The organism is Microbacterium sp. NPDC055665 (genome assembly GCF_053618035.1).
Window position 1 is genome coordinate 461166 of the sequence record NZ_JBSHGY010000001.1, and the last position, 23970, is coordinate 485135.

Below are 23970 nucleotides of genomic sequence, written 5' to 3' on the forward strand. Positions count from 1 at the left end.
CCGCCCGTGGAGGCGGAGAAAGCTCGGACTTCTCCACGCGACGGTGCGATGGGCGCGGCGCGGATTCCGCTGCCGTCAGACCGTGACGACCTGAGCGGTGCCGAGCGGTGCCTCGGGCCCCATCTCGGCGGCGATCCGGTTCGCCTCTTCGATCAGGGTCGCGACGATGTCCGCCTCCGGCACGGTCTTGATGACCTCGCCCTTCACGAAGATCTGTCCCTTGCCGTTGCCCGACGCCACGCCGAGGTCCGCCTCGCGCGCCTCGCCGGGACCGTTGACGACGCATCCCATGACAGCGACGCGCAGCGGGACGGTCATGTCCTTGAGCCCCTCCGTGACGTCTTCCGCGAGCGTGTACACGTCGACCTGGGCGCGACCGCACGACGGGCACGACACGATCTCGAGCTTTCGCTCGCGCAGGTTGAGCGACTGCAGGATCTGGTGCCCGACCTTGACCTCCTCGGCGGGAGGAGCCGAGAGGGACACGCGGATGGTGTCGCCGATGCCTTCGCCGAGCAGGATGCCGAAGGCCGTCGCGCTCTTGATGGTGCCCTGGAAGGCGGGCCCCGCCTCGGTCACGCCGAGGTGCAGGGGCCAGTCGCCGCGCTCTGCGAGCTGACGGTAGGCCTTCACCATGACGATCGGATCGTTGTGCTTGACCGAGATCTTGAAGTCGTGGAAGTCGTGCTCCTCGAACAGCGACGCTTCCCAGACGGCGCTCTCCACGAGCGCTTCTGCAGTCGCCTTGCCGTGCTTCGCGAGGATGCGACGATCCAGCGACCCGGCGTTCACACCGATGCGGAGCGAGACGCCGGCGGCCTTCGCGGCCTCGGCGATCTTCCCGACGTTCCCATCGAACTCGCGGATGTTCCCCGGGTTGACGCGAACCGCGCCGCACCCGGCATCGATCGCGGTGTAGATGTAGCGCGGCTGGAAGTGGATGTCGGCGATCACCGGGATCTGACTCTTCATCGCGATGATCTTCAGCGCGTCGGCATCGTCCTGGTGAGGAACCGCGACACGCACGATCTCGCAGCCGGACGCCGTGAGCTCGGCGATCTGCTGCAGCGTCCCGTTGATGTCTGTCGTCTTGGTGGTCGTCATCGACTGCACGCTGACGGGAGCGTCGCCGCCCACGAGCACCTTGCCCACCTTGATCTGGCGGGACTTGCGACGCGGGGCGAGGACTTCGGGGATCTTCGGCATTCCGAGGTTCACTGCTGGCACGCCCCAAGCCTACGCCGCCCGGATGCATGAGGGCTGGAAGTCGGCCCGTACGCTGAACTCATGGCGGTCCTTCTCCTCACCGGATTCGAGCCCTTCGGCGGCGCGGCCCGCAACCCATCGGCCGATGCCGTGGACGCCGTCGCAGCCGACTACGACGGTCCGCACGAGCTCATCGCCGCGACGCTGCCCGTCGCGTTCGCTTCATCCGCACGCCGCCTCCGGGCCCTGATCACGCAGCACTCCCCCGACGCCGTCGTCGCCACCGGGCTCGCCGGCGGGAGTCGACAGATCGCGGTGGAGCGCATCGGTGTGAACCTGATGGACGCGCGCATCCCGGACAACGACGGCGCGCAGCCCCTCGATGCACCCTGCGAACCCGATGGTCCCGCCGCCCGCTTCGCGACGCTTCCCGTCAAGCGCCTGGTCCAGATCCTCTCCTCACACGGTCTGCCGGCGCAGCTCTCGCTTTCCGCGGGTTCCTACGTGTGCAACCACGTCCTCTACACCGCGCTGGGGGCTGTCTCGGCGAACACCGTCGCAGGATTCGTGCACGTCCCGTGGTCGACCAGCGCCGCCCCGGCGGACGCCCCGCACCTCCCCGACGACGAGTTGGCACGTGCGGTGCGCCTCGTCGTCGACCACGCCCTCGACGCCGAGGTCGAGGAGCCCGGCGGAAGCATCTGGTGACGTCACCGCGCGGAACCCGCCCTCGGCGATGTGGTAGTTTCGGCCCCATGCTCGCGAACTTCACCTGGTGGCCCGCCTTCTAGGCGGTGTGTTCGCGTTCCCACGAATCCAGACCGCCTCCCGGGCGGTTTTTTCGTTGCGCCGAGCCGGAGCCTTGCACAGGAGACATCGATGACCCTCTCACGACTCGCCGAGCTCAACGCCGACCCGGCGGCATCCTTCGTGCTGATCGCCCGCGACGGCGCAGACACCGTCGAGCTGCTCAGCGGCGACGTGGTGGATGTCGAGCTGCTCGCCGACATCCCGCTCGCCATCGACGGCACCCCGCGCGAGATCTTCGCGCTGGTCCCCTATCGTCAGGTGCGCGAACGCGGATTCGTCGCCCAAGACGATGGCGCTCCGCTGCGATGCGTGGTCGTCGACGAACACCTCCACCTGCCGACCACAGAGCTCCTCGCCGGGCTCCCGGCGGATCCGGTGCCACTGCACGACGACGGGTTCGACATCGCGGATGCGGAATATGCGGCGATCGTCGAGAAGGTCATCGCGGAGGAGATCGGTCGAGGCGAGGGCGCGAACTTCGTCATCCGGCGCGACTTCACCGCGAACATCGATGTGGACGACCGGACGGCCGCACTGACCTGGTTCCGTGCCCTGCTCACGCACGAGCGCGGCGCCTACTGGACGTTCGCGGTCTTCACCCCCGGCCACATCGCGGTCGGCGCGAGCCCCGAGGCCCATGTCGTCGCCCGCGAGGGGATCGTCACGATGAACCCGATCTCCGGGACGTTCCGTCACCCGGCCGGCGGCGCCACCAAAGAGACGCTGATCGATTTCCTCGCCTCCACCAAGGAGACCGAGGAGCTGTTCATGGTCGTGGACGAAGAGCTCAAGATGATGAGTGCGGTCTGCTCCGACGGGGGACGCATCACCGGTCCGCACCTGAAGGAGATGTCCCGGCTCACGCACACCGAGTACATGCTGCGCGGACGCAGCGCCCTCGACCCGCGCGACATCCTGCGCGAGACGATGTTCGCTCCGACCGTGACCGGATCCCCGATGCAGAACGCCTGCGCCGTGATCCGACGCCACGAAAGAAAGGCTCGCGGATACTACTCGGGAGTCGCGGCACTGTTCACCCCGAACGCCGATGGCGGCCACGACCTCGATGCGCCGATCCTGATCCGCACCGTGTATCTGCAGGACGGGCAGCTCAGTGTGCCTGTCGGTGCCACTCTGGTGCGGCACTCCGATCCGCAGGGCGAGGTGTCCGAGACCCACGGAAAGGCGGCCGGCGTGCTGGGCGCGATCGGTGCCATCGAGCGCGACCGGGTGGCCGAGGCACGCAGCGATGCCGACGCTCCGGCAGAGGAGCGCGCCCTCGGTGACGATCCTCAGGTCGCTGCCCTGCTCTCGTCGCGCAATGCCCGGCTCGCCGAGTTCTGGCTGAACCCGCAGGGCGAGGAGTTCACCGGCCCGTTCGTCGGACGCACCGCTCTGGTGGTGGATGCGGAGGATCGGTTCACGACCATGCTCGCCCATCAGCTCCGTCACCTCGGCCTGGCCGTCACGATCGCCGGCTGGAGCGACGTGCAGGATGCGGACCTCGATGCCGCCGACCTCGTCGTCGCGGGTCCCGGCCCCGGGGACCCCCGGGACGAGGAGAACGGCCGGATCGCGAGGATGCGCGAGGTGGTCGGCCGTCGCCTCGAAGCGGGCTCACCGCTGCTCGCCGTGTGCCTCAGCCACCAGATCCTCGCCGATCGACTCGGGATCGCGCTGACTCCACTCGACGCCCCGCACCAGGGCCTGCAGAAGTCCGTCCCGGTGTTCGGGGAAGACGCCTCGATCGGCTTCTACAACACGTTCACCGCACGGGTCGACCCCGAGACGACGACGGTCGGAGCAGCTGAGATCTCGGCGGACATGTCCTCGGGCGACGTGTACGCCCTTCGTGGCCCGCACTTCGCTTCGGTGCAGGGGCATCTCGAGTCCATCCTGTCGCGCGACGGCATCCGGACGCTCGAGCGCCTCGTATCACACGCTCTCGCCTGAGCGCGCTCGACGGCACAGGCTGACCCGGACAGGGTCAGCCGAGAAGATTCACCGGGTTGAAAAGATCGGCGATCAGGAGCAGCGCGCCCATCGCGATCAGCAACACCGCGACCACGACTGTCAGCGGCACGAGTTTCGTGGCATCGACGGGTGCCGGCGGCGGTCGACGGAAGAGCTTCGCCCAGGCTCGCTTGATGCCGTCCCAGAGGGCGACGACGATGTGACCGCCGTCGAGCGGCAGCAGCGGGATCAGGTTGAACACGAAGAGGGCGATGTTCAGCGATCCCAGCAGCCCGAGCAGGATCGCGAACCGGTTGAGGATGGGCGCATCGGTCGCCGCCACCTCGCCGGCGAGCCGGCCGACGCCGACCACGCTCAGCGGTCCGTTCGGGTCGCGCTCGCCACCCGTGACCAGGGAGACACCGATGTCCCAGAGCCGCACAGGCAGCGTGACGATCAGCGAGGCGACTCTGGCGACGTTCTCGGCGGCCATCTGCGGTCCTGCGCTCAGGGGCTGCTGCACGTAGCCCATCTGCGAACCCATGCCGACGTAGCCGACCTCCTTGACCACGGGTTCGCCGGAGTCGTCGAGGACGGGCTGGCCGGCCGCATCCGTGATCGTGCGCTCCGCAGCGATCGGCGTGATGCTCAGGGTCTCCTCGACGCCGTCGCGGAGCACCACCATGTCGAGCGTCTCGCCGGGAGCCGCCTGGACGATCGCCGTCGCCTCGGCGAAGTTCGATACGGGCTGGCCGTCGACCGACACGATCACGTCGCCCGGCTCGATGCCGGCCTCGGCCGCCGGCGACACCGGATCTTCCGGCGTGCACTCGGTCTGGGTCGAGCCGGCCGGGACCACGCACTCGATCACCGATGCGATGGTCGTGGTCCCCTGCTGCACGCCGATGCCGGACACGAGCACGGTGAAGATCACGGTCGCCAGGATCAGGTTCATCACCGGCCCACCGAGCATCACGATCACGCGCTTCCACACCGGCAGGCGGTAGAAGACACGGTCCTCCGCACCTTCGGCGATGGTCTCGTCGTTCGCGGACCGGGCGTCCTGGATGAGCGATCGGAACATCCCGGAGGCGGGGCCGGTGCTCTTCGAGGGCGGGTACATGCCGGACATCGAGATGAAGCCGCCCAGCGGCAGCATCTTGAATCCGTACTCCGTCTCGCCGATCCGCTTTGACCACAGCCGCGGACCGAAGCCGATCATGTACTGGCCGACGCGCACGCCGAAGAGCTTCGCGGGGACGAGATGGCCGACCTCGTGCAGACCGATCGAGAGACCGAGGCCGATCAGCATGAAGAGGATGCCGCCCAGATAGAGCAGGAATTCCACGTGCCAACGGTACTGCCCCCAGCTAGGAATCCGCCCGACGACGCGGGCGCGGCTAGGGTGGAAGCGTGAATGCCCGGCAGCTGCGACTCCTCCGCGCCGCCGCCGTCTCCTCCGTCGCGACGCTGCTCGCGGCGCTCTCGCACACGTTCGGAGGCGGCGCCGCCCCGCATCCGCTGCTGATCCTCGCGGTCGCGACCCTGCTCACACCGCTCTCGGCACTGCTCGTGGGCACGGGGCAGTCCCGCGGTCGCGTCGCGGCCGCCGTCTTCGTCGCGCAGGGCGCGTTCCACCTGCTGTTCCAGGCACTGGGATCGCCGACCGGGGCCGGCACCGTCGGCAACGTCGGTCATGCTCACCACCTGGACCTCGATGTTCTCGGACCGGTGACCGCCGAGACCTCCCTCACCACGATGATGCTGTTCGCGCACGTCGCCGCCGCCGCGTTGACCACTCTGCTGGTCTGGCACGGCGAGGCGCTCGCGAGAAGCGTCGTGCGATGGGTCGAGGCGATGTTGCAGCGTGCCGCTGCCGTCGCCCCGGCAGAGCACCCGCGGCCGCCGCGTCTGCGTTCGACTCTCCTGCCATCGTTCGATGCGGCCGTCCTGGCCGCTGTGCCTCGACGCGGGCCTCCTGCGCTCATCCGCGACTGATCCAGACGGATCCGTCGCACCGGAATCCGCCGCCTTCTTCGCGGCACAATCCCTTCGCGGAAACGCCGTCTTTCGCGCGCCCGCAGCTCGAGCATCAGGAGATCCTTCATGTCCCGTACCACCCGTACCCGCACCCGCCGACCCGCCCTCGCCACCGCCGGCGTCCTCGGCGGCGTCATCCTCGCCCTGGCCGTCCCGACCATGGCAGGCGCGCACGTCGGGGTCAGCCCCGACGAACTCGCCGCCGGCGACCATGGCGTGCTCACCTTCTCGTTCTCGCACGGATGCGAGAACTCCCCCACCACGGCGCTCCGCATCACCATGCCGGAAGGTCTCGCATCCGTGGCGCCGACGATGGACGGCGACTGGAGCATCGCGGTCGAGCGCGGCGACGACGGTCTCGTGAGCGCCGTGACCTACACGGCACTCACCCCCGTGCCGAACGACCTCCGCGGAGCGGTGAGCATGTCGGTCGGCCTCGACGAGAGCACGCCCGAAACGCTGGCGTTCCCCGTCGTGCAGGAGTGCGTCGACGGCAAGACCGAGTGGACGCAGCTCGCCGAGAACGGTGAGGACCCGCACAGCCTGGACGCGCCGGCGCCGGTGGTCTCCGTCGCCGCGGCCGCGGCCGAAGGCCACGGCGATCATGACGCCGCCGACTCCTCCGAGGAGAGCGCGGCGGCGCCGGCCTCGGCCGATCCGCTGGGGATCGCGCTCGGAGCGGGCGGACTCGTCGCCGGCATCGCGGCGCTGATCGTCGCGGTCCTCGCCTACCGTCGCCGCGCCTGACGCCGGGGTGCGACTCCTCGTGCGCTGCCCCGCGGCGCACGAGGAGTCGTGCCGCAGAGGTGTTCACCGTGCCGCCATGAGATCATGGATCCGACATGTCGATTGAACAACAACCGAGCCTGCCTCCCGTGCTCCGCCCCGCGAACCCGCCCCGGCGTGAGCTGTCCGAACTCGCTTCCCGTTTCGCCCGCAGTGTGCGCGGTGACACCGACGGGGTCGCCCTCTCCGGCATCACACTCGCCACGGCGGATCTCCGCCCGGGTGAGGCGTTCGTCGCGATCCAGGGCGTCAATCGGCACGGGGCGGACTTCGCCGTCGCCGCTGCCGAGAAGGGCGCCGTCGCCGTCATCACCGACGAGCCCGGCGCCGCGATCGCCGAGGCGGCGGGACTGCCGATCCTCGTGGTCGACGATCCGCGCGCCGTGCTCGGCGACCTGAGCGCCTGGGTGTACGGCACCGGCGCGGATGACCCGCTTCCGCTGCTCTTCGCGACGACGGGGACGAACGGGAAGACCAGCGTCTCGCACCTGCTCGAGGGCATCCTCGACCAGATCGGCGTCGTCACCGGGCTCTCCTCGACCGCTGAACGTCACATCGCCGGCGAGGTCATCGTCTCGCGGCTGACGACGCCCGAGGCTTCCGAGATGCACGCGCTGCTGGCGCTGATGCGGGAGCGCGAGGTCGAAGCCGTCGCCGTCGAGGTCAGCGCACAGGCTCTCTCGCGTCACCGTGTCGACGGCATCCGATTCGACGTCGCCGGCTTCACCAACCTCAGCCACGACCACCTCGACGACTACGCCGACATGGAGGAGTACTTCGAAGCGAAGCTGCCGCTCTTCCGGCCGGACCGCGCCAAGCGCGGCGTCATCTGCCTCGACTCGCCGTCCGGAGCGGTCGTGGTCGAGCGCGCCGAGATCCCCGTCGTCACGGTGGGGACGCCCTCGATCGCCGCAGACCCGGAGGCCGCGGACGCCGCGGACTGGGTCGTCGTCATCGACGACGAACGTGCGGCAGGCACGACCTTCACGATGACCGGCCCCGCCGGCTCCCTCACGACCACCGTCCCGGTGATCGGTCCGCACATGGCAGCGAACGCCGCGCTCGCGATCGTGATGCTGCTCGAGGGCGGCTACGACTGGCAGCGCATCGTCGACGCTCTCGCCCGCGATGAGGGCATCCGCGCCTACCTTCCCGGTCGCACGCAGCTCGTATCCGGTGAGCACGGCCCCGCGGTGTTCGTCGACTTCGGCCACTCCCCCGACGCGTTCGAGAAGACGCTCGCCGCGGTGCGCCGCGTGACGCCGGGCAAGGTGCTGATGCTCTTCGGCGCCGACGGCGACCGTGACGCGAGCAAGCGGTTCGACATGGCGCGCACTGCCGTCGAGGGAAGCGACATCCTCGTCGTCACCGACCATCACCCCCGCTTCGAAGATCCGGCCTCCATTCGCGCGACCCTCATCGAAGGCGCGCGCACGGCGAGACCGGATGCCGAGATCCACGAGGCTTCTCCGCCCGAGAACGCGATCGTCACCGCGGTCGGACTCGTGGGCGACGGCGACGCGATCCTCTGGGCGGGGCCCGGCCACCAGGACTACCGCGACATCCGCGGGGTGCGTACGCCCTACTCGGCGCGCGAGCTGGCCCGCAGGGCTCTCCGCGCCGCAGGCTGGCCGGTTCCCGAACCCCGCTGGCCCGTCCCGTACCCCGACGAGGACTGATCCGGTCAGCCGGGGCGGCAGACGCTGCTCCGGGTTCCGCTCAGCTCCCCGCGATCATCCGATCTGCGGTCGTGCGCGCCCAGGCTTCGGCCGCGGCGAGCGTCTCGACGGTCAGCGCATCGGGTGCGTCATGAGCATCGACGACACGCGCGATCGTGTCGACGATGCCGAGGAACGACAGCCGGCCCTCGTGGAAGGCATCGACGGCCTGCTCGTTCGCCGCGTTGTAGACGGCGGGGAAGGTGCCACCGGCCCGACCGACGGCCTTCGCCAGCGCGACCGATGGAAAGGCCTCGCCGTCGAGCGGTTCGAAGGTCCACGACGACGCCGTGGTCCAGTCGAGCGGTCGTCCGACGCCCCCGACGCGGTGCGGCCAGTCCAGTCCGAGTGAGATCGGAAGTCGCATGTCGGGCGGTGACGCCTGGGCGATGGTGGACCCGTCGATGAACTCGACCATCGAATGCACGATGGACTGCGGATGCACGACGACCTCGATGTCGTCGTAGGCGACGTCGAACAGCAGGTGCGCCTCGATGACCTCGAGCCCCTTGTTGACGAGCGTGGCCGAGTTCGTGGTGACCATGCGCCCCATGTCCCACGTCGGGTGCGCGAGGGCCTCGGCGGGGGTCACGTCGTTCAGTTCTGCGCGGGTACGGCCTCGGAACGGGCCGCCGGATGCCGTGACGACGAGCCGGCGCACCTCGGCGTGAGTGCCGGCGAGCAGGGCCTGCGCCAGCGCCGAATGCTCGGAGTCCACCGGGACGATCTGTCCGGGGGCGGCGGCGGCGAGCACCAGATCCCCGCCGACGATCAAAGACTCTTTGTTCGCCAGGGCGAGCGTGCGTCCTGCCTTCAGCGCCGCGAGCGTCGAGCCGAGCCCGATCGAACCCGTGATCGCGTTGAGCACGACATCGGCGTCGACGTCTCGGACGAGCTGCTCGGCCTCGTCGGCGCCGAGCGCCGTGTCCTCGACCTGGAACTGCGCAGCCTGCTCCCCCAGCATCTCGGCATTGGAACCGGCGGCGAGACCGACCAGCTCGAATCGACGAGGATTGGCACGGATCACATCCAGTGCCTGGGTGCCGATGGAGCCGGTGGAGCCGAGGACGATGATGCGACGCATGACGCCAGCCTAGGACACGTCCTCGACTCCGCTGCGGCTACTGCTGGACGGGCGTGGTGGCGAGGATGTCGACGACGAAGACGAGGCTCTCCTTCTGGAGCTCGTGTCCCTCGCTGGCGCCGTAGCCGTCCGACGGCGGCATGACGACGACGACCTGAGAGCCGACCTTCTGTCCTTCGAGCGCCTTCTGGAAACCGGCGACCACACCCGTCGTCTGGAACTGGGAGGGCGCGGCGTCGCGGCTCCAGCTGGAGTCGAACTCCTCGCCGTCGGACCACTTGACGCCGAGGTACTGGACGACCACGAGGTCACCGGCGCCGACTGTGGCCCCATCGCCCTGCTTGAGGACGGCGACCTTCGTCTCGGTCGGTGCATCCCCATCCGGGATCTTGACGGAGGGCTTGCCGTTGTCATCGAGCTTGACGGTCGGCATGCCCGGGGTCGGGTCGACGTCCTTGCCGGTCGCCACCTCAGGGAGCTGCTCGACAGCCTCGGCGTACACGACCTTGGCGGTACCACCCTCGCCGAAGACCTTTCCGGGAAGCGCGAGGACCACCTGCGTGCCGAGAGGCTGGCACTCGAGGGCGGCGATGAACAGCGATGCACTGTTCTGGTCGAGCAGGACGGAGGCTTCTCCTCCCTCGCTGCGAGCCGAAGAGTCCACGACCTCACCCGTCGCCGCGTCGACGATCTGGAACTTCACACCCACGAGGTCGTTCGCAACGACCTCGTCACCATCGCCTTCGGAGATGATCGTTCGCTCGACGTCGGCGAACGGCGCATCCGCAGGCACGGTGACCTTCGCGTCGACGCCTTCTCCTTCGACGACGACCGCGTCGGACGTCTCACCCGGCTTTGCATCCAGCAAGCACTCACTCGAAGCGGTCGGGCTCGGCGTGCCGGAGCTCGACGGCGCGGAGCTGCCGGAGCAGCCCGCCAGCAGCAGGGTCGCCGCGGCGACGGTGGACAGAACGATGAGCGGACGCTTGCGCACAGTGAGACCTCGGGATCGCGGGTGGGAACCTCCATCCTGCCGCATACCCCTTTGCCCCCGCTGAGAGGCGCGGCGCAACCCTTCATTCCCACGCAGGCATGGATCCGGGAGTAACCTGCTCTGATGACCTCTGAGCAGTCCGTCGAGCCCGAATCCTCGTCAGAAGAGGAATCCTCGTCGTCAGATGAGACTGCCAAGCCCCGTCACGCCGGGTTCGCCTACACGCTCGGACGCAGCCTCATCACCCCGCTCGCCCGGCTCGTGTACCGGCCGAAGATCGAGGGTCGCGAGAACGTTCCGCTGACCGGGCCCGTCATCTTCGCCAGCAACCATCTGTCCTTCATCGACTCGATCGCGATCCCCGTCGCCGCTCCTCGACCCGTGCACTTCCTCGCGAAGTCCACGTATTTCGAGGGCACCGGTTTCCAGGGCTGGATGAGCAAGACCTTCTTCGAGTCGATCGGCGCCATCCCCGTTCGTCGGGGAGCGGGCCAAGCGGCCCTGGATGCTCTCGACCTGCAGCGGCAGCTCCTCGACGAGGGACTCGCCGTCGCGCTCTACCCCGAGGGCACACGATCCACGGACGGTCGCCTGTACAAGGGGCGTACCGGGGTCGCGTTCCTCGCGCTCCAGACCGGCGCCCCCGTCGTGCCGGTCGGGCTGATCGGGACGGACAAGGTGATGCCCGTCGGCGCGAAGGTGCCGACGCTCAAGGAGCGCATCACGGTCCGGTTCGGCGAACCGCTGGATCTGTCACCGCACGGACCGGCGACCAGCGGGCGCGCGCGTCGCCTCGCGACCGACGAGATCATGGCCGCGATCCACGGCCTCTCCGGTCAGGAACTCGCAGGAGCGTACAACGAGGCTCCCGCGCAGGGCACGATCGAGAAGATCAAGCAGGCTCTGCCCCACGAGCGTCGCTGACGCCTGCGGCGCCCCGAGTCATTCGACAGCGCTGACCGTCGCCTCGTGGCGCACGGGGAAGTTCATCGAGTTCGCGATGAAGCACCATTCGTTCGCCTGCGCGTGGGCGCGCTCGGCCGCCTCGATCATCGACGCGTCCGCGACGACGACCTCGGGGCGCAGCATCACCTCGACGAACGACCCGCCACCCTTGCCGTCTTCGCGCATCATCCCGCTCGCCTCGTCGCGGTAGGAGACGACGACCACACCGGCTGTCACACAGGCATGCAGGTACGAGAGCAGATGACACTCGGAGAGCGACGCGAGCAGGAGGTCTTCCGGATTCCAACGCGAGGGATCGCCGCGGAAGGGCTTGTCGGCCGAGGCGAGCAGCTCCGGCTTGCCGTCGACTTCGATGGTCACCTCGCGGCGGTAGTCCCGGTAGCCCGAGGTGCCCGTGCCGGTGTTTCCGGTCCAGACCGAGGTGAGCGCGTAGTGATGTTCGCCGAGGATGCGGGGGGTCGACTCTGCCATGTCCTCAGTCTGCCAGGGGCCGCCGACGCGAGGTGAGCGATCGCCAGCCCGGCGCTAGAGTTGACGGGTGCTGGAGACTCTCACCGTTGAGGATTCCGTGGAACTCGCCGTCGTCGAACGGAGCGGATTCGTCGAATCCCGTCACGCCGGCGCAGCGATCGTACTCTCATCCGACGGCGACATCGTCGCCCGCCACGGCAACACCGACGCGCTGATCCTGCCCCGCTCGAGCCTCAAGCCCCTGCAGGCAGTGGCTTGCATCACCGCGGGTGCGGTGCTCGAAGGCGAACAGCTCGCGATCTCCACGGCAAGCCATATCGGTACCGACCGGCACGCATCCGTGGTTCGCGACATCCTCACCGAAGGTGGGCTGACCGAGGACGACCTGGCGTGCCCGGCGTCATGGCCGAGTGACTCGGCCGCGCGCGATGAACTCGTCCGCGAGCACGGCGAGCCTGCGCGAGTGCGCATGAACTGCTCCGGGAAGCATGCCGCGATGCTGCGCGCGTGCGTGGCGACCGGTTGGCCGACCGACGGCTACCTCGACCCGTCGCATCCGCTTCAGGTGCACATCCGCGATGTCGTCGAGCGCCTCACGGGCGAGAAGGTCGCGCACACTGCGATCGACGGGTGCGGAGCGCCGGTCCACGCCATGACCCTCACCGCCCTGGCGCGGGGCATCCACCGCATCGGCACGGCATCCGACCGCTCGCCTTTCGCCCTTCATCGCGTCGCCGGTTCGCTGGTGCGGGCAGTGCGGGAAAGCCCCTGGACGATCGAGGGCCCCGGCCGGCCCGACACGATCGCGATCGAGAAGCTCGGGGTCTTCACCAAGCACGGCGCCGAGGGCGTCATGGTGATGGTCGCTCCGAACGGCACGACGGTCGCGTTGAAGATGCTGGACGGTGCGACGCGTGCGTCGACCATCGTGGCGGCGACGCTCCTCGAGCGCGCAGGAGGCCTGAGCAGCGCGGAGGTCGCGACGCTGACGGACGCACTCCCCCTCACGATCTCGGGAGGCGGCTCGATCGTCGGTGCGATCCGGCCCGGCGCCGGAATCTGACGCACACGCTCTTTCCCCCGCTGCGCCGATCTCGATGCTCATCGCGGAGACAGGCCGCGAAGGATGACACGACGCGGCGCTCCGGCTCCGCGCAGCGACCAGGCTCTGCCCGCATGAGGGCGCGCATACGGCGGCAGCTCCCGGACACCGGCGAGCTGCCGCAGATCGGACGGCTGCTCGGCACGGATCAGCACTTCGCCCTCCCCGCGGATGCGCTGCCACAACGCCCAATTGCGCTGCCACGCCTCCGCATCCCCCACGACGATGCAGGAACGGCCCGGTTGTGTCGGCTCCGCTCCGGCGACGATCACCTCGGACTCCTGATGCGCCTCCCGCAGGGTTGATGCGACCGAAGCGGCTCCCGTACTCACGACGGCGGTGGTCGCGCACGACGGTGCCCAGAGAGCATGCGTATCGGCCGCAGGTGTGATTGCCGTGTCTTCGGGGACCCATGCCAGCTGCACCTCGCGATCGCCGATGCGGGCGCGTCCGGGAGATCGGTCGCGGATGAATGACGATGCCTCTCCCCCGGCCGCGAGATGCTCCACTCTGCTCGACAGGCGGAGCAGTGCTCGTCGCGGCAGGGCGTCGATCATCCGGCCCAGAGGCCCCGCTGCCCTGGTCGCCGTGAGCACGAAGGTCGTGTCAGCGCGGGCGCGAACGAGCAGCTCCCACCGTTGCGCCCACTGCTGACCGTACTCCGGCGGCAGAGTAGAGAGCAGCCCGTCGATGTCGTCGCCGAGGACCAGGGACGGCATCCGTCCTGTCTCGATCGCCCACCCCTCGAGGAGGTCCCACGCCGCCTCTGCGTCGTGCGGCACGCACACCGCATCCGGGCGCTGCGCAGCCAGTGCTCGTAACGCGGTGGAGCGGCCCGACCCCGGCGCGCCCAGCAGCACGATTCCTCGATCCTGCCCGCAGTGCAAGAGCTCGAGCGGTTGGGCTTGGCGCTCCGGATCGTCGGCACGACCGAGCACGATCACATCCGGAGCCAGGCTGGTAGACGTGACGAGATCGGCGAGGGCGATCCGTCGGGGAAGCGCGGGGAGCCAGGGGCTGCGGGGCCCGCCCGCAGCCGCCCAGCGCTGCCCGACCGCTCGCAGGTCGGCGGGCCCCGTCAGAGCGCTGCGCATCGCCGAGGGCTCGGAATCCGCGGGACGACGGACGAGTGCGAGGCCCCGCGAATGCGCGCCGCCGGGAAGCTCGGCCGCGGCGTCCGTCCCGATCATGAGCCTGCTGTCTGCGGCGTCGCCGACCCGCAGACTGACACGGAGCGGACAGTTGGCCGCCAGCGCGTCCCGTACGACGCCGGCCGCGCGCTGCGTGCCGAGGATCAGATGCATGCCCAGCGCGCGGCCCCGGGCGGCGACGTCGGTGAAGACGGCCCCCAGGTCGGGATGCTCCGCCAGCAGTGCCGCGAACTCGTCGACGACGATGACCAACCGCGGCATCCCGACCTCTCGAACATCCCGCGCGCCTGCGTCGGCGAGAACACCCTCTCTGCGCCGCAGCTCGGCAGTGAGGCTGGAGACTCCGCGCCGGGCACCGTCTTCATCGAGATCCGTGATGACCGCTGCGACCTGTCTCAGCTCCCGCAACGGCTCGAATGCGGTCCCCCCTTTGAAGTCGGCGAGCACGAATGTCACTCGGTCCGGCCCGTGGGTCGCGGCGATGGCCGTGACCCAACTGATCAGAAGCTCGCTCTTGCCCGTGCCTGTCGTTCCGGTGACGATGGCATGCGGCCCGTCCTCGACGATGTCGACCACCATCTGCCCCCGCTCGGTCCGGCCGATCGCCGCGGCCAGACCATCGAGGCGCTGCGGGTCGGGCGTCGGCTGCTCGAGTTCGTGCAGAGCGACGAGGTCCGGAAGCACGTCGAGCTCGACGCCCGCCGCTGCGTGCTCACGGGCGATGAGGGACGCCTGCTCGAGCGAGACGCACTCCACCGCGATGGCAGCGGTGCCCTCTGGAGTGCGCAGGCGGGACCGCCCCGGCTCCACCACGTCGATCACCGTGGTGATCCCCTCCGGGACCTCGGCGTCAGCGGGCGCCAGCCAGATCAGGGCATCTGCGTCGATCCGGATCGCTGCGCCCGAACCGATGCCGACCCTGAAACCGCCCCTGCGTGCGCGCCGCGCGTGCGGCAGGGCGTCGAGCCCGCAATCGCGGACCTCTGTGCCGACGAGGGAGAGCTGCGCTGCGCTGAACCGAAGGCTCAGCTGCAGCACGAGCGCGCGTGCCGCGGCCATGATCATCGGCCGCGCACCTCGAAGACACACCCCTCCGCCCAACGGCACCACGATCGGGGCGCCCTCGAGGACTCCGCATCGCTCGCGGAACTCCCGACCGCGACCGTCTTCGCCTCCGCTGCACCGTATTGCGCTCGGCGAGCTCCCGGCGCCGACCACGAGCGATGTCAGGGAGTCCGGCGGCTGTGCACCACGCAGAGGCGGCTGCGCGAGGCTCGCAGCCGTGTCAGGGTGCCGCAGCCACCGGCCCTCGCGCTCTTCCTGGTGACGGAGCTCGAGCTCGGCCTCGGCGGTCGCCCAGTCCTGCTCGGACTGTGCGGCGTCACGCCGACGTTCGCGTCGCCGGTTTCGAGCAGCGTCGACGAGCGATGCCACGATCATCAAGGGCCCCAGGGCCGCGAAGCACAGCGCGAACACCGAACCGGTGATCAGCCACAGCACCATACCTCCGGCCACCGGGACGATCGCCGCCATGAACGGTACGGGCGCACGACGAGAGGGTGCGGAAGCCGTCGGGAGCACGATCGGGAGGGGTTCCATACGTCCAGTGGATCGCATTTCCCCCGACGCGACGGCGCTGTCCACAGCGCCGAGTGGCTACTCTGCGGTGTCCTCGATTGGGGAGGACGAGTCGTCCTCGTCTTCGACCTGCACGATGATGAGCGTCACGTTGTCACGCCCGCCGTTCTCCAGCGCGGCGGCGAGCATCGCCTCCACGCTGCGGCTCGGATCGTGGTGCTCCCGGAGGAAGTGCTGGATCCCATAGTCTGTGAGCTCTTTGGTGAGCCCGTCGGAGCAGATGACGAACCGGTCGCCCGCACGCACATCGATCGTGACGTAGTCGGGCGCCGTGAGCTCGCTCGCTCCCACGGCCCTCGTGATGACGTTGCTGTACGGGTGCCCCTCGGCCTCTTCCGGGCTGAGCTTGCCCGCGGTGATCAGCTCCTGCACCACGGAATGATCCGTCGTGACCTGGACGAGTCGGTCATCGCGAAGAAGGTAGACGCGGGAGTCTCCGATGTTCAGAGCCACCCACCGGGCTTCGTCACCGTCGACGACGAAGAAGACACCGGTGAGCGTGGTTCCGGTGCCCTCGTCGGTCGTGTCGGGGTGATCGGCGATGTCGCTCACCGCACGTTCGAGCGCCTGCTCGATGGCCGGAGCGTTGACGTCCCCCGCGGAGACCACGGCCTGGAGCCGCTCCACCGTGCTGCGACTCGCGATCTCTCCACCGGCGTGACCGCCCATGCCGTCTGCGACGACGAACAGCGGGAACTCGGCCAGGAACGCATCCTGGTTGGTCTCCCGGCGACGACCGAGATCGGTGACCCCCGCCCAGGAGAGAAGCAGCGGGCGCTGCGCAACCGTGACGCGATGCGTCTTCGTCTCAGCCACGTGCTGCCTCCGATGGATCTGCGACGGGTCGGGCGTCCGCAGGATACTCACACATCGTAGTAGAACTCCCCCACACTGCGATCACACTCGGGCGCCCGGGTCGGCCGGCAGAGGGAACAGTTCGTCGATGATCTTCTCGTCTGCGGCGCTCGGACGCCACGAATCACCCGCCGCGGCGTTCGCTTCGACCTGCTCCGGCGTCGTCGCGCCGGCGATCACGCTGGAGACGGCCGGCCGGGCGAGAAGCCAGCCGAACGACGCCTCCAACATCGTGATGCCACGCTCGTCGCAGAAGCCGCGGAAGGCGTCGATGGCCTCCCATGGCGCGTTCTCCCAGACATGGCGACGAGCGGACATGATCCGGCTGGACGCCGGCCCGCCCTCGCGCGTGAACTTGCCCGTGAGGAGTCCGTTGTGCAACGGGAAGTACGGGAAGAAGCCCAGTTCATACCTCTCCACGGCGGGCAACACTTCGCGTTCGGCCGCGCGCGCGAGCAGCGAATAATGGTTCTGTGCGGAGATGAACCTGCCCGAGGATCGCGCGCGGGATGTGAACTCCGCCTCGGCGATCTGCCATCCGGTGAAGTTCGAGTGCCCGTAGTAGCGGATCTTGCCTTCGCGCACGAGCTCGTCGAGCGCATCTGTCGTCTCGGCGATCGGCGTCTCCGGGTCTGGCAGATGCAGCTGGTAGAGGTCGATCCAGTCGGTGCGGAGCCGCCGAAGCGACTCCTCGACCGCCCGCCGGACGTAGCGGCGAGAGCCACGCGCCGCCGGGAACTCGTAGCCCATGTCGCGTTCCTGGCCGAACTTCGTGGCGAGCACAACGCGGTCGCGTCGCCCCTCGAGAGCCTTGCCCATCAGAGTCTCGCTCGCGCCGGCCACCGCGCCGTACATGTCGGCGGTGTCGAAGAACGTGATGCCGTTGGCGAGTGCCGCATCGATCACCTCGCGGGTTCCGGAGAGGGTCTCTGTCACCGTCCCCGCTCGCCCGAAGTTGTTGCAGCCGAGGCCGGTGGATGACACCAGAAGACCGGACGCGCCCACTCGGCGCTGAGACAAGACCATGTCCTCCACGTTAGCGGGCACGTCGGAGCGACGACCAGCCAGAACAGCACAGAGCCCCCGATCGAAATCGAGGGCTCTGTGTCAGAAGATCACGCCGGAGGCTGAGTGGGATCGCTCGGCGGTGCCGGCGGAGCCGGCGGGGCAGCGGGCGGAGCCGCGGGCGGTGCCGTGGGCGGTGCAGGCGGAGCGGTCGGCGGAGCTGCCGGCGGTGCCGGCGGAGTGGTCGGCGGAACCGGCGGAACCGGAGCGCCCGTGGCCGGAGCAGCGGGACCCGCCGGCGGTGCGTAACCGGGCTGTGCGGGCGGCGCGTAGCCGGGCTGGGCGGGCGGTGCGTAGCCCTGCGGCGCCGGAGGCGCATAGCCCTGCGGCGCGCCGTAACCGGGAGCGGCGGCGGCAGGCCGGGGCTGGACCGGGATGCCCTGCCAGACCGTGTTGTCGCCGAGGAATCCGTTGTTCGCCCACGGTGCGGGGACGATGTTCGGGTTCCAGCGCGACTTGTCGAAAGCGTTGATGCCGAGCCAGATCAGCGCACCGATGCCGGGGATCAGCCCGAGGAGGATCCAGACGGCATCCTTCTGCAGCTTGAGACCCACACGCCACGCGACGATCACGATGACAGCGACGTAGGCGATCCAGGAGATGTAGTTGAGGATCGGGATGACGTTGATCACGATGGCGCCGAGCATCACCCACGGCGACACGTCGCCGAGCTTCGCAAGGATCATGGCGTTGTACACGGGAACCCACGCCCGCCACTTGCCTTCGACCCCGGCCTTCTCGAAGATCTTCATCAGGAACAGCGACGAGAGAACGTATCCCGCGATCGCGAAGATGAAGCCGAAGACGATCAGGATGCCGAAAACGGCCAACGAGCCTGTGTCGTAATAGTCGTACATGGTCCCCTCCGGATCCAATATTCGGCGCAGGTCGCGCCGCGTGACAACCATAGCGGGGACACCACAGGCGAGCAAAGACCTACGCGCGTCCGTTCATGCGCGGACTTGTGCCGTCACTCGTGGACGACCAGCTCCAGGACTCCCGCTTGCTGGGCGTCACGCAGCACGATGCCGTGGCCGTCCGCCCAGCGGCGAAGGGAACGGAGCGATCCGACGCGCGGCCGTTCCTCCGCGAGAGCACGCACGAGCAGCCCTTTGGACTTCTTGTTGAAGTGGTTCAGCGCCCGCCCATGCTCGGTCACGACCCTCACATACGCGGAGGACACCGTGTCCGGAACAGGACCCAGCGCCACGTACGCCTCGCTGCGCAGATCGAGCACGAACGAGGGTGACGCCTCCGCGATCGCCGCTGAAGTGGGGTGCGCCCAGTGCTTGCGCAACGCCGGGACACCCGGAAGGGACGTCCCCGCGGCAAGCCGATAGGTCGGCACCGCGTCCAGAGCACCGATGGGCCCGAGAGGCGCGCTGTGGATCCAGACGTGCTCCCCCAACCACCGGCGCGATGCCGCGGAGAGGCTGGCCGCATCCAGGGCATCGAAGAGCACGCCCGTGTAGCGATCGACCGCCGGCATCGTGGGCGCCGTCCGCAGATCGCGGTTGTGCGCGATCTCGCCCTTCTGGCGTTCGCTGAGCTTGAGCACGCGGCGCGACGCCTCCTCGTCGGCCGCAAGACCGACGAGAGCGTCCAGCACCGCGGATCGATGCGCGCTCAGCGATGGCAGCGCGAGAGAGGTGACGTCGAGCGGGGCGTCGTGGCCGCCCTCACGTTTCGTCTCCGACGGCGGAAGCAGGATCTTCATGGAACCTCGGTGGAAGCAGACGCGTCCGCCCCGGGACCCGAACGGGTACCGAGGCGGACGTGTCGAAACGAGTACTGCTAGGCGATGAGAGCCGCGTTGCCGGCAACGATCGTCAGGGTGTTCCCCTCCATGGAGAGGAACCCGTCCTGGGCATTGGCCAGCACTTTGGTGCCATCCGACTGCGTGATGCGGACCTGGCCCTCAGCGAGGATCGCCAGCACCGGCTCGTGGCCGGTCATGAAGCCGATCTCACCCTCGACGGTCTTGGCGACCACGAGGCTCGCCTCTCCCGTCCAGACCTCCGCATCCGCGGAGACGAGGCTGACATTCAAAGCCATGGTCAGCCGTTCTCCTTCTGGATCTTCGCCCACTGCTCTTCGACGTCGGAGATGCCACCGACGTTGAAGAAGGCCTGCTCGGCCACGTGGTCGAAGTCACCGCGGGTGATCGCGTCGAACGACTCGATGGTCTCCTTGAGCGGGACGGTCGAACCCTCGACACCGGTGAACTTCTTCGCCATGTAGGTGTTCTGCGAGAGGAACTGCTGGATGCGACGTGCACGCGACACGACGATCTTGTCTTCCTCGGAGAGCTCGTCGACACCGAGGATGGCGATGATCTCCTGCAGCTCCTTGTTCTTCTGGAGGATCTGCTTGACCGTCGTGGCGACGCGGTAGTGGTCCTCGCCCAAGTAGCGGGGGTCCATGATGCGCGACGTCGAGGTCAGCGGGTCGATGGCCGGGTACAGACCCTTCGAGGCGATCTCACGAGAGAGCTCGGTCGTCGCGTCGAGGTGGGCGAACGTGGTCGCCGGAGCCGGGTCGGTGTAGTCATCGGCCGGCACGTAGATCGCCTGCAGCGAGGTGATCGAGTGTCCACGCGTCGAGGTGATGCGCTCCTGGAGCACACCCATCTCGTCGGCGAGGTTCGGCTGGTAACCCACGGCGGAGGGCATGCGGCCCAGCAGCGTGGAGACCTCGGAACCGGCCTGCGTGAAGCGGAAGATGTTGTCGATGAAGAGCAGCACGTCCTGCTTCTGCACGTCACGGAAGTACTCCGCCATCGTCAGAGCCGACAGGGCGACGCGCAGACGCGTTCCCGGCGGCTCGTCCATCTGGCCGAACACGAGGGCGGTCTTGTCGAAGACGCCCGCCTCTTCCATCTCGTGGATGAGGTCGTTACCCTCACGGGTGCGCTCACCGACACCGGCGAACACCGACACACCACCGTGGTCCTGCGCGACGCGCTGGATCATCTCCTGGATGAGGACGGTCTTGCCGACACCGGCGCCACCGAACAGACCGATCTTTCCACCCAGCACATACGGGGTGAGGAGGTCGATCGACTTGATGCCGGTCTCGAACATCTGAGTCTTGGACTCGAGCTGGTCGAAGTTCGGCGCCTTGCGGTGGATCGGCCAGCGCTCGGTGACCTCGATGGTCTCGCCGGGCTCGAGGTTGAGCACCTCGCCGATGACGTTGAACACCTTGCCCTTGGTCACGTCGCCGACGGGGACCGAGATGGCCTCGCCGGTGTCGCGGACTTCCTGGCCACGGACGATGCCGTCGGTCGGGTTCAGGGCGATGGCGCGGACGAGGTCGTCGCCGAGGTGCTGTGCGACCTCGAGCGTGATCTCGGTGGACTCTTCGCCCATCGCGATCGTGGTCTTCAGCGCGTTGTAGATGTCGGGGATCGAGTCGTGCGGGAACTCGATGTCGACAACCGGACCGTTGACGCGTGCGACGCGCCCGACGACCGCGGTCGCCGGCTGGTCAGCCGGAGCGGTGAGGGTCATTTTCGTCTCTTTCCTGATGGTCTATTTGCTCGAGAGTGCGTCGGCGCCGCCGACGATCTCCGCGATCTGCTGCGTGATCTCCGCCTGGCGCGCGTTGTTGCGCAGACGGGTGTAGTCGGTGATGAGCTTGTCGGCGTTGTCGCTGGCCGACTTCATCGCCTTCTGCGTCGCCGCCTGCTTCGCGGCAGAGGACTGCAGGAGTGCGTTGAAGACACGGCTCTGGATGTACACCGGCAGGATCGCATCGAGAACGGTCTCGGCGTCCGGCTCGAACTCGTACAGCGGGTAGACGGTGCTACCGGCTTCCGACTCATCGGCTTCCGTGATCTCCAGCGGAAGCAGCCGCACGTTCTCCGGCGACTGCGTCATCATGCTGACGAAACGGTTGTACACGAGGTGGATCTCATCGACGCCGCCGCCCTCTCCCCCACGGGAGAACGCTTCGAGCAGAGTCGCGGAGATCTCCTCAGCGGTGTGGAACGACGGGGTGTCGGTGTCTCCGGTCCACTCCGCAGCGGCCGGAAGACGTCGGAACTGGAAGTATCCGACAGCCTTGCGACCGATGAGGTAGAAGACCGGCTCCTTGCCCTGTTCGCGCAGGAGCTCGGCCACCTCGAGACCCTCACGGAGGATCTGCGAGTTGAAGGCTCCGGCGAGACCGCGGTCCGAGGAGAAGATCACGACCGCGGAGCGGGTGATGTTCTCGGACTCGCGGGTCAGCGGGTGATCCACGTTCGAGTGCGTCGCGACGGCCGCCACGGCCCTCGTCACGGCACGCGCGAAGGGGGTGGACGCCTTGACGCGTGCCATCGCCTTCTGGATGCGCGAAGCCGCGATGAGTTCCATCGCCTTCGTGATCTTCTTGGTCGTCTGAGCAGAGGAGATCTTCTGCTTGTAGACCCTGAGTTGAGCGCCCATATGTCAGTACCTCACGCGGTTACGCGCGACGACCCTTGACGATCTTCTCCTGGTTGACGTCCTCCGCCTCGGCTGCAGCGTGCTCCTCGTGGCCCGGGGCGCCGATGGCGTGACCCTTGCCGCCCTGGAACTCCAGGATGAAGGCATCCGTCTGCTTCCCGAGCTCTTCGACCGTGGCGTCATCGAGGACGTTGGTGTCGCGGAGCGTCTCGAGAACCTTGGTGTTGCGACGCAGGTAGTCCAGGAGCTCGCGCTCGAAGCGCAGGACATCCTCGACCTCGATCGTGTCGAGCTTGCCGTTGGTACCGGCCCAGATCGAGACGACCTGCTCCTCGACGGGGTACGGCGAGTACTGCGGCTGCTTGAGCAGCTCAGTCAGACGCGCACCGCGGGAGAGCTGACGACGCGAAGCCGCATCGAGGTCGGACGCGAACATGGCGAACGCCTCGAGGGAGCGGTACTGCGCGAGCTCCAGCTTCAACGTTCCGGAGACCTTCTTGATCGACTTGACCTGCGCGTCGCCGCCGACTCGCGAGACCGAGATACCCACGTCGACCGCCGGACGCTGGTTGGCGTTGAAGAGGTCGGACTGGAGGAAGATCTGGCCGTCGGTGATCGAGATCACGTTGGTCGGGATGTACGCCGAGACGTCGTTCGCCTTGGTCTCGATGATCGGGAGACCCGTCATGGAACCGGCGCCGAGCTCGTCGGACAGCTTCGCGCAACGCTCGAGCAGACGAGAGTGCAGGTAGAAGACGTCACCCGGGTAAGCCTCGCGGCCCGGCGGGCGGCGGAGGAGGAGGGACACGGCACGGTAGGCCTCGGCCTGCTTGGACAGGTCATCGAAGATGATGAGGACGTGCTTGCCGCCGTACATCCAGTGCTGCCCGATGGCGGAGCCGGTGTAGGGAGCCAGGTACTTGAAACCGGCGGGGTCGGAGGCGGGAGCAGCCACGATCGTGGTGTACTCCAGAGCGCCGGCCTCTTCGAGCGCGCCCTTCACCGAAGCGATGGTCGAGCCCTTCTGGCCGATGGCGACGTAGATGCAGCGGACCTGCTTGTTGACGTCGCCCGACTCCCAGTTGGCCTTCTGGTTGATGATCGTGTCGATCGCGATGGCCGTCTTACCGGTCTGGCGGTCACCGATGATCAGCTGACGCTGGCCGCGGCCGACGGGGATCATCGCGTCGATGGCCTTGATGCCGGTCTGCATCGGCTCGTGCACCGACTTGCGCTGCATGACGCCCGGCGCCTGCAGCTCGAGGGCGCGGACGCTCTCGGTCTCGATGGCACCGAGGCCGTCGATCGGGTTGCCGAGCGGGTCGACCACGCGGCCGAGGTAGCCGTCGCCGACCGGGACGGAGAGGACCTCACCCGTGCGGGTGACTTCCTGACCGGCCTCGACGCCGGTGAACTCGCCGAGGACGACGACACCGATCTCGTGCTCGTTCAGGCTCTGTGCGAGGCCCTTGGTGCCGTCGGCGAAGATGACGAGCTCGTTCGCCATGACGCCGGGAAGTCCCTCGACGTGCGCGATGCCGTCTGCGGCGTCGATGACGGTGCCGACCTCGGTCGCCCCGGCCCCGGAGGGCTCGTATGCTGCGGCGAAGTCCTTCAGCGCGTCACGGATGACGTCGGGGCTGATCGATAGTTCTGCCATTGTCTTCCCTTTGTATCTGGGTGCGCGGTTCCCCGCGCGAA

At 68.4% G+C, this 23970-nt stretch carries 21 protein-coding genes; 7 read left to right on the top strand and 14 right to left on the bottom strand.

The genetic code is table 11. The features are described 5' to 3' along the window. Positions 1 to 75: 75 nt before the first annotated feature. Complete coding sequence (gene ispG / locus ACWGO6_RS02240) at positions 76 to 1206, bottom strand: flavodoxin-dependent (E)-4-hydroxy-3-methylbut-2-enyl-diphosphate synthase (protein ID WP_136041210.1); 1131 nt, start codon at positions 1204 to 1206, stop codon at positions 76 to 78. A gap of 81 nt (positions 1207 to 1287) precedes the next feature. On the opposite strand from ispG, the gene ACWGO6_RS02245 reads away from it, so the two are divergent. Next, positions 1288 to 1914, top strand: a complete 627-nt coding sequence (locus ACWGO6_RS02245; RefSeq protein WP_452325737.1) for a pyroglutamyl-peptidase I family protein — start codon at positions 1288 to 1290, stop codon at positions 1912 to 1914. Between the two features lie 171 nt (positions 1915 to 2085). Then, positions 2086 to 3969 (top strand): chorismate-binding protein, encoded by a 1884-nt coding sequence (locus ACWGO6_RS02250; protein WP_452325738.1) that lies wholly within the window; start codon positions 2086 to 2088, stop codon positions 3967 to 3969. Positions 3970 to 4003: 34 nt separating this feature from the next. Here ACWGO6_RS02250 and ACWGO6_RS02255 read toward each other — a convergent pair whose 3' ends face one another. Further along, the gene (locus ACWGO6_RS02255) at positions 4004 to 5317 is read right to left on the bottom strand and encodes a M50 family metallopeptidase (protein WP_136041194.1); all 1314 of its coding nucleotides are present in this window, start codon (positions 5315 to 5317) and stop codon (positions 4004 to 4006) included. 65 nt (positions 5318 to 5382) lie between these two features. Between ACWGO6_RS02255 and ACWGO6_RS02260 the strand changes: the two genes are divergently transcribed. The 3 genes from ACWGO6_RS02260 (at position 5383) to ACWGO6_RS02270 (ending at position 8474) form a co-directional block, all read left to right on the top strand. Next, the gene (locus tag ACWGO6_RS02260) at positions 5383 to 5967 is read left to right on the top strand and encodes a hypothetical protein (RefSeq protein WP_136041193.1); all 585 of its coding nucleotides are present in this window, start codon (positions 5383 to 5385) and stop codon (positions 5965 to 5967) included. 108 nt (positions 5968 to 6075) lie between these two features. Continuing rightward, a complete protein-coding gene (locus tag ACWGO6_RS02265; protein ID WP_136041192.1) occupies positions 6076 to 6756 on the top strand; it encodes a YcnI family copper-binding membrane protein in 681 nt (226 codons plus the stop codon). Between the two features lie 95 nt (positions 6757 to 6851). After that, positions 6852 to 8474, top strand: coding sequence for a Mur ligase family protein (locus ACWGO6_RS02270; protein ID WP_205820251.1), 1623 nt, complete (start codon positions 6852 to 6854; stop codon positions 8472 to 8474). Between the two features lie 40 nt (positions 8475 to 8514). On the opposite strand, the gene dxr is transcribed toward ACWGO6_RS02270, so the two are convergent. Together dxr and ACWGO6_RS02280 are read right to left on the bottom strand one after the other, a co-directional pair. After that, a complete protein-coding gene (gene dxr, locus ACWGO6_RS02275) occupies positions 8515 to 9597 on the bottom strand; it encodes a 1-deoxy-D-xylulose-5-phosphate reductoisomerase (protein ID WP_136041191.1) in 1083 nt (360 codons plus the stop codon). Positions 9598 to 9634: 37 nt separating this feature from the next. Then, entirely contained in the window at positions 9635 to 10591 is a 957-nt protein-coding gene (locus ACWGO6_RS02280; RefSeq protein ID WP_136041190.1) for an FKBP-type peptidyl-prolyl cis-trans isomerase, read from the bottom strand. 123 nt (positions 10592 to 10714) lie between these two features. Here ACWGO6_RS02280 and ACWGO6_RS02285 point away from each other — a divergent pair, with 123 nt between their 5' ends. After that, complete coding sequence (locus ACWGO6_RS02285; protein ID WP_136041189.1) at positions 10715 to 11515, top strand: lysophospholipid acyltransferase family protein; 801 nt, start codon at positions 10715 to 10717, stop codon at positions 11513 to 11515. Between the two features lie 18 nt (positions 11516 to 11533). Here the strand turns inward: ACWGO6_RS02285 and ACWGO6_RS02290 are convergent, their stop codons facing one another. Continuing rightward, entirely contained in the window at positions 11534 to 12028 is a 495-nt protein-coding gene (locus ACWGO6_RS02290; RefSeq protein ID WP_205820250.1) for an OsmC family protein, read from the bottom strand. A gap of 67 nt (positions 12029 to 12095) precedes the next feature. On the opposite strand from ACWGO6_RS02290, the gene ACWGO6_RS02295 reads away from it, so the two are divergent. Then, positions 12096 to 13091, top strand: coding sequence for an asparaginase (locus ACWGO6_RS02295; RefSeq protein WP_452325739.1), 996 nt, complete (start codon positions 12096 to 12098; stop codon positions 13089 to 13091). A gap of 38 nt (positions 13092 to 13129) precedes the next feature. Here ACWGO6_RS02295 and ACWGO6_RS02300 read toward each other — a convergent pair whose 3' ends face one another. From ACWGO6_RS02300 to atpA, 9 genes are all read right to left on the bottom strand, one after another. Next, complete coding sequence (locus tag ACWGO6_RS02300) at positions 13130 to 15880, bottom strand: FtsK/SpoIIIE domain-containing protein (protein WP_452325740.1); 2751 nt, start codon at positions 15878 to 15880, stop codon at positions 13130 to 13132. Between the two features lie 57 nt (positions 15881 to 15937). Beyond that, positions 15938 to 16735 (bottom strand): PP2C family protein-serine/threonine phosphatase, encoded by a 798-nt coding sequence (locus ACWGO6_RS02305; RefSeq protein WP_376105029.1) that lies wholly within the window; start codon positions 16733 to 16735, stop codon positions 15938 to 15940. Positions 16736 to 16816: 81 nt separating this feature from the next. Then, positions 16817 to 17800 (bottom strand): aldo/keto reductase, encoded by a 984-nt coding sequence (locus tag ACWGO6_RS02310; RefSeq protein ID WP_452325741.1) that lies wholly within the window; start codon positions 17798 to 17800, stop codon positions 16817 to 16819. Between the two features lie 89 nt (positions 17801 to 17889). After that, on the bottom strand, positions 17890 to 18696 hold the full coding sequence (locus ACWGO6_RS02315) for a large exoprotein (protein ID WP_452325742.1): 807 nt from the start codon (positions 18694 to 18696) through the stop codon (positions 17890 to 17892). A 113-nt stretch (positions 18697 to 18809) separates the two neighbouring features. Beyond that, a complete protein-coding gene (locus ACWGO6_RS02320; RefSeq protein WP_452325743.1) occupies positions 18810 to 19556 on the bottom strand; it encodes a YaaA family protein in 747 nt (248 codons plus the stop codon). 77 nt (positions 19557 to 19633) lie between these two features. Further along, complete coding sequence (locus ACWGO6_RS02325; RefSeq protein WP_136043248.1) at positions 19634 to 19894, bottom strand: F0F1 ATP synthase subunit epsilon; 261 nt, start codon at positions 19892 to 19894, stop codon at positions 19634 to 19636. A gap of 2 nt (positions 19895 to 19896) precedes the next feature. Continuing rightward, on the bottom strand, positions 19897 to 21351 hold the full coding sequence (atpD, locus tag ACWGO6_RS02330) for a F0F1 ATP synthase subunit beta (RefSeq protein ID WP_017830989.1): 1455 nt from the start codon (positions 21349 to 21351) through the stop codon (positions 19897 to 19899). A gap of 21 nt (positions 21352 to 21372) precedes the next feature. Further along, entirely contained in the window at positions 21373 to 22269 is an 897-nt protein-coding gene (locus ACWGO6_RS02335) for a F0F1 ATP synthase subunit gamma (protein WP_452325744.1), read from the bottom strand. Between the two features lie 19 nt (positions 22270 to 22288). After that, positions 22289 to 23929 carry a F0F1 ATP synthase subunit alpha gene (gene atpA / locus ACWGO6_RS02340; RefSeq protein ID WP_136043246.1) on the bottom strand — a complete coding sequence of 547 codons (1641 nt, stop codon included), beginning with the start codon at positions 23927 to 23929 and terminating at the stop codon, positions 22289 to 22291. Positions 23930 to 23970: the final 41 nt, after the last annotated feature.

Excerpts from the sequence above, each read along its gene's own strand:
- ACWGO6_RS02250 (WP_452325738.1), top strand. The coding sequence starts at position 2,086 with ATGACCCTCTCACGACTCGCCGAGCTCAACGCCGACCCGGCGGCATCC.
- ACWGO6_RS02315 (WP_452325742.1), bottom strand. The coding sequence starts at position 18,696 with ATGTACGACTATTACGACACAGGCTCGTTGGCCGTTTTCGGCATCCTG.
- atpD (WP_017830989.1), bottom strand. The coding sequence starts at position 21,351 with ATGACCCTCACCGCTCCGGCTGACCAGCCGGCGACCGCGGTCGTCGGG.
- ACWGO6_RS02245 (WP_452325737.1), top strand. The coding sequence starts at position 1,288 with ATGGCGGTCCTTCTCCTCACCGGATTCGAGCCCTTCGGCGGCGCGGCC.
- ACWGO6_RS02290 (WP_205820250.1), bottom strand. The coding sequence starts at position 12,028 with ATGGCAGAGTCGACCCCCCGCATCCTCGGCGAACATCACTACGCGCTC.
- ACWGO6_RS02265 (WP_136041192.1), top strand. The coding sequence starts at position 6,076 with ATGTCCCGTACCACCCGTACCCGCACCCGCCGACCCGCCCTCGCCACC.
- ACWGO6_RS02310 (WP_452325741.1), bottom strand. The coding sequence starts at position 17,800 with ATGGTCTTGTCTCAGCGCCGAGTGGGCGCGTCCGGTCTTCTGGTGTCA.
- ispG (WP_136041210.1), bottom strand. The coding sequence starts at position 1,206 with ATGCCGAAGATCCCCGAAGTCCTCGCCCCGCGTCGCAAGTCCCGCCAG.
- ACWGO6_RS02335 (WP_452325744.1), bottom strand. The coding sequence starts at position 22,269 with ATGGGCGCTCAACTCAGGGTCTACAAGCAGAAGATCTCCTCTGCTCAG.
- ACWGO6_RS02285 (WP_136041189.1), top strand. The coding sequence starts at position 10,715 with ATGACCTCTGAGCAGTCCGTCGAGCCCGAATCCTCGTCAGAAGAGGAA.
- atpA (WP_136043246.1), bottom strand. The coding sequence starts at position 23,929 with ATGGCAGAACTATCGATCAGCCCCGACGTCATCCGTGACGCGCTGAAG.
- dxr (WP_136041191.1), bottom strand. The coding sequence starts at position 9,597 with ATGCGTCGCATCATCGTCCTCGGCTCCACCGGCTCCATCGGCACCCAG.
- ACWGO6_RS02270 (WP_205820251.1), top strand. The coding sequence starts at position 6,852 with ATGTCGATTGAACAACAACCGAGCCTGCCTCCCGTGCTCCGCCCCGCG.
- ACWGO6_RS02325 (WP_136043248.1), bottom strand. The coding sequence starts at position 19,894 with ATGGCTTTGAATGTCAGCCTCGTCTCCGCGGATGCGGAGGTCTGGACG.
- ACWGO6_RS02320 (WP_452325743.1), bottom strand. The coding sequence starts at position 19,556 with ATGAAGATCCTGCTTCCGCCGTCGGAGACGAAACGTGAGGGCGGCCAC.
- ACWGO6_RS02300 (WP_452325740.1), bottom strand. The coding sequence starts at position 15,880 with ATGGAACCCCTCCCGATCGTGCTCCCGACGGCTTCCGCACCCTCTCGT.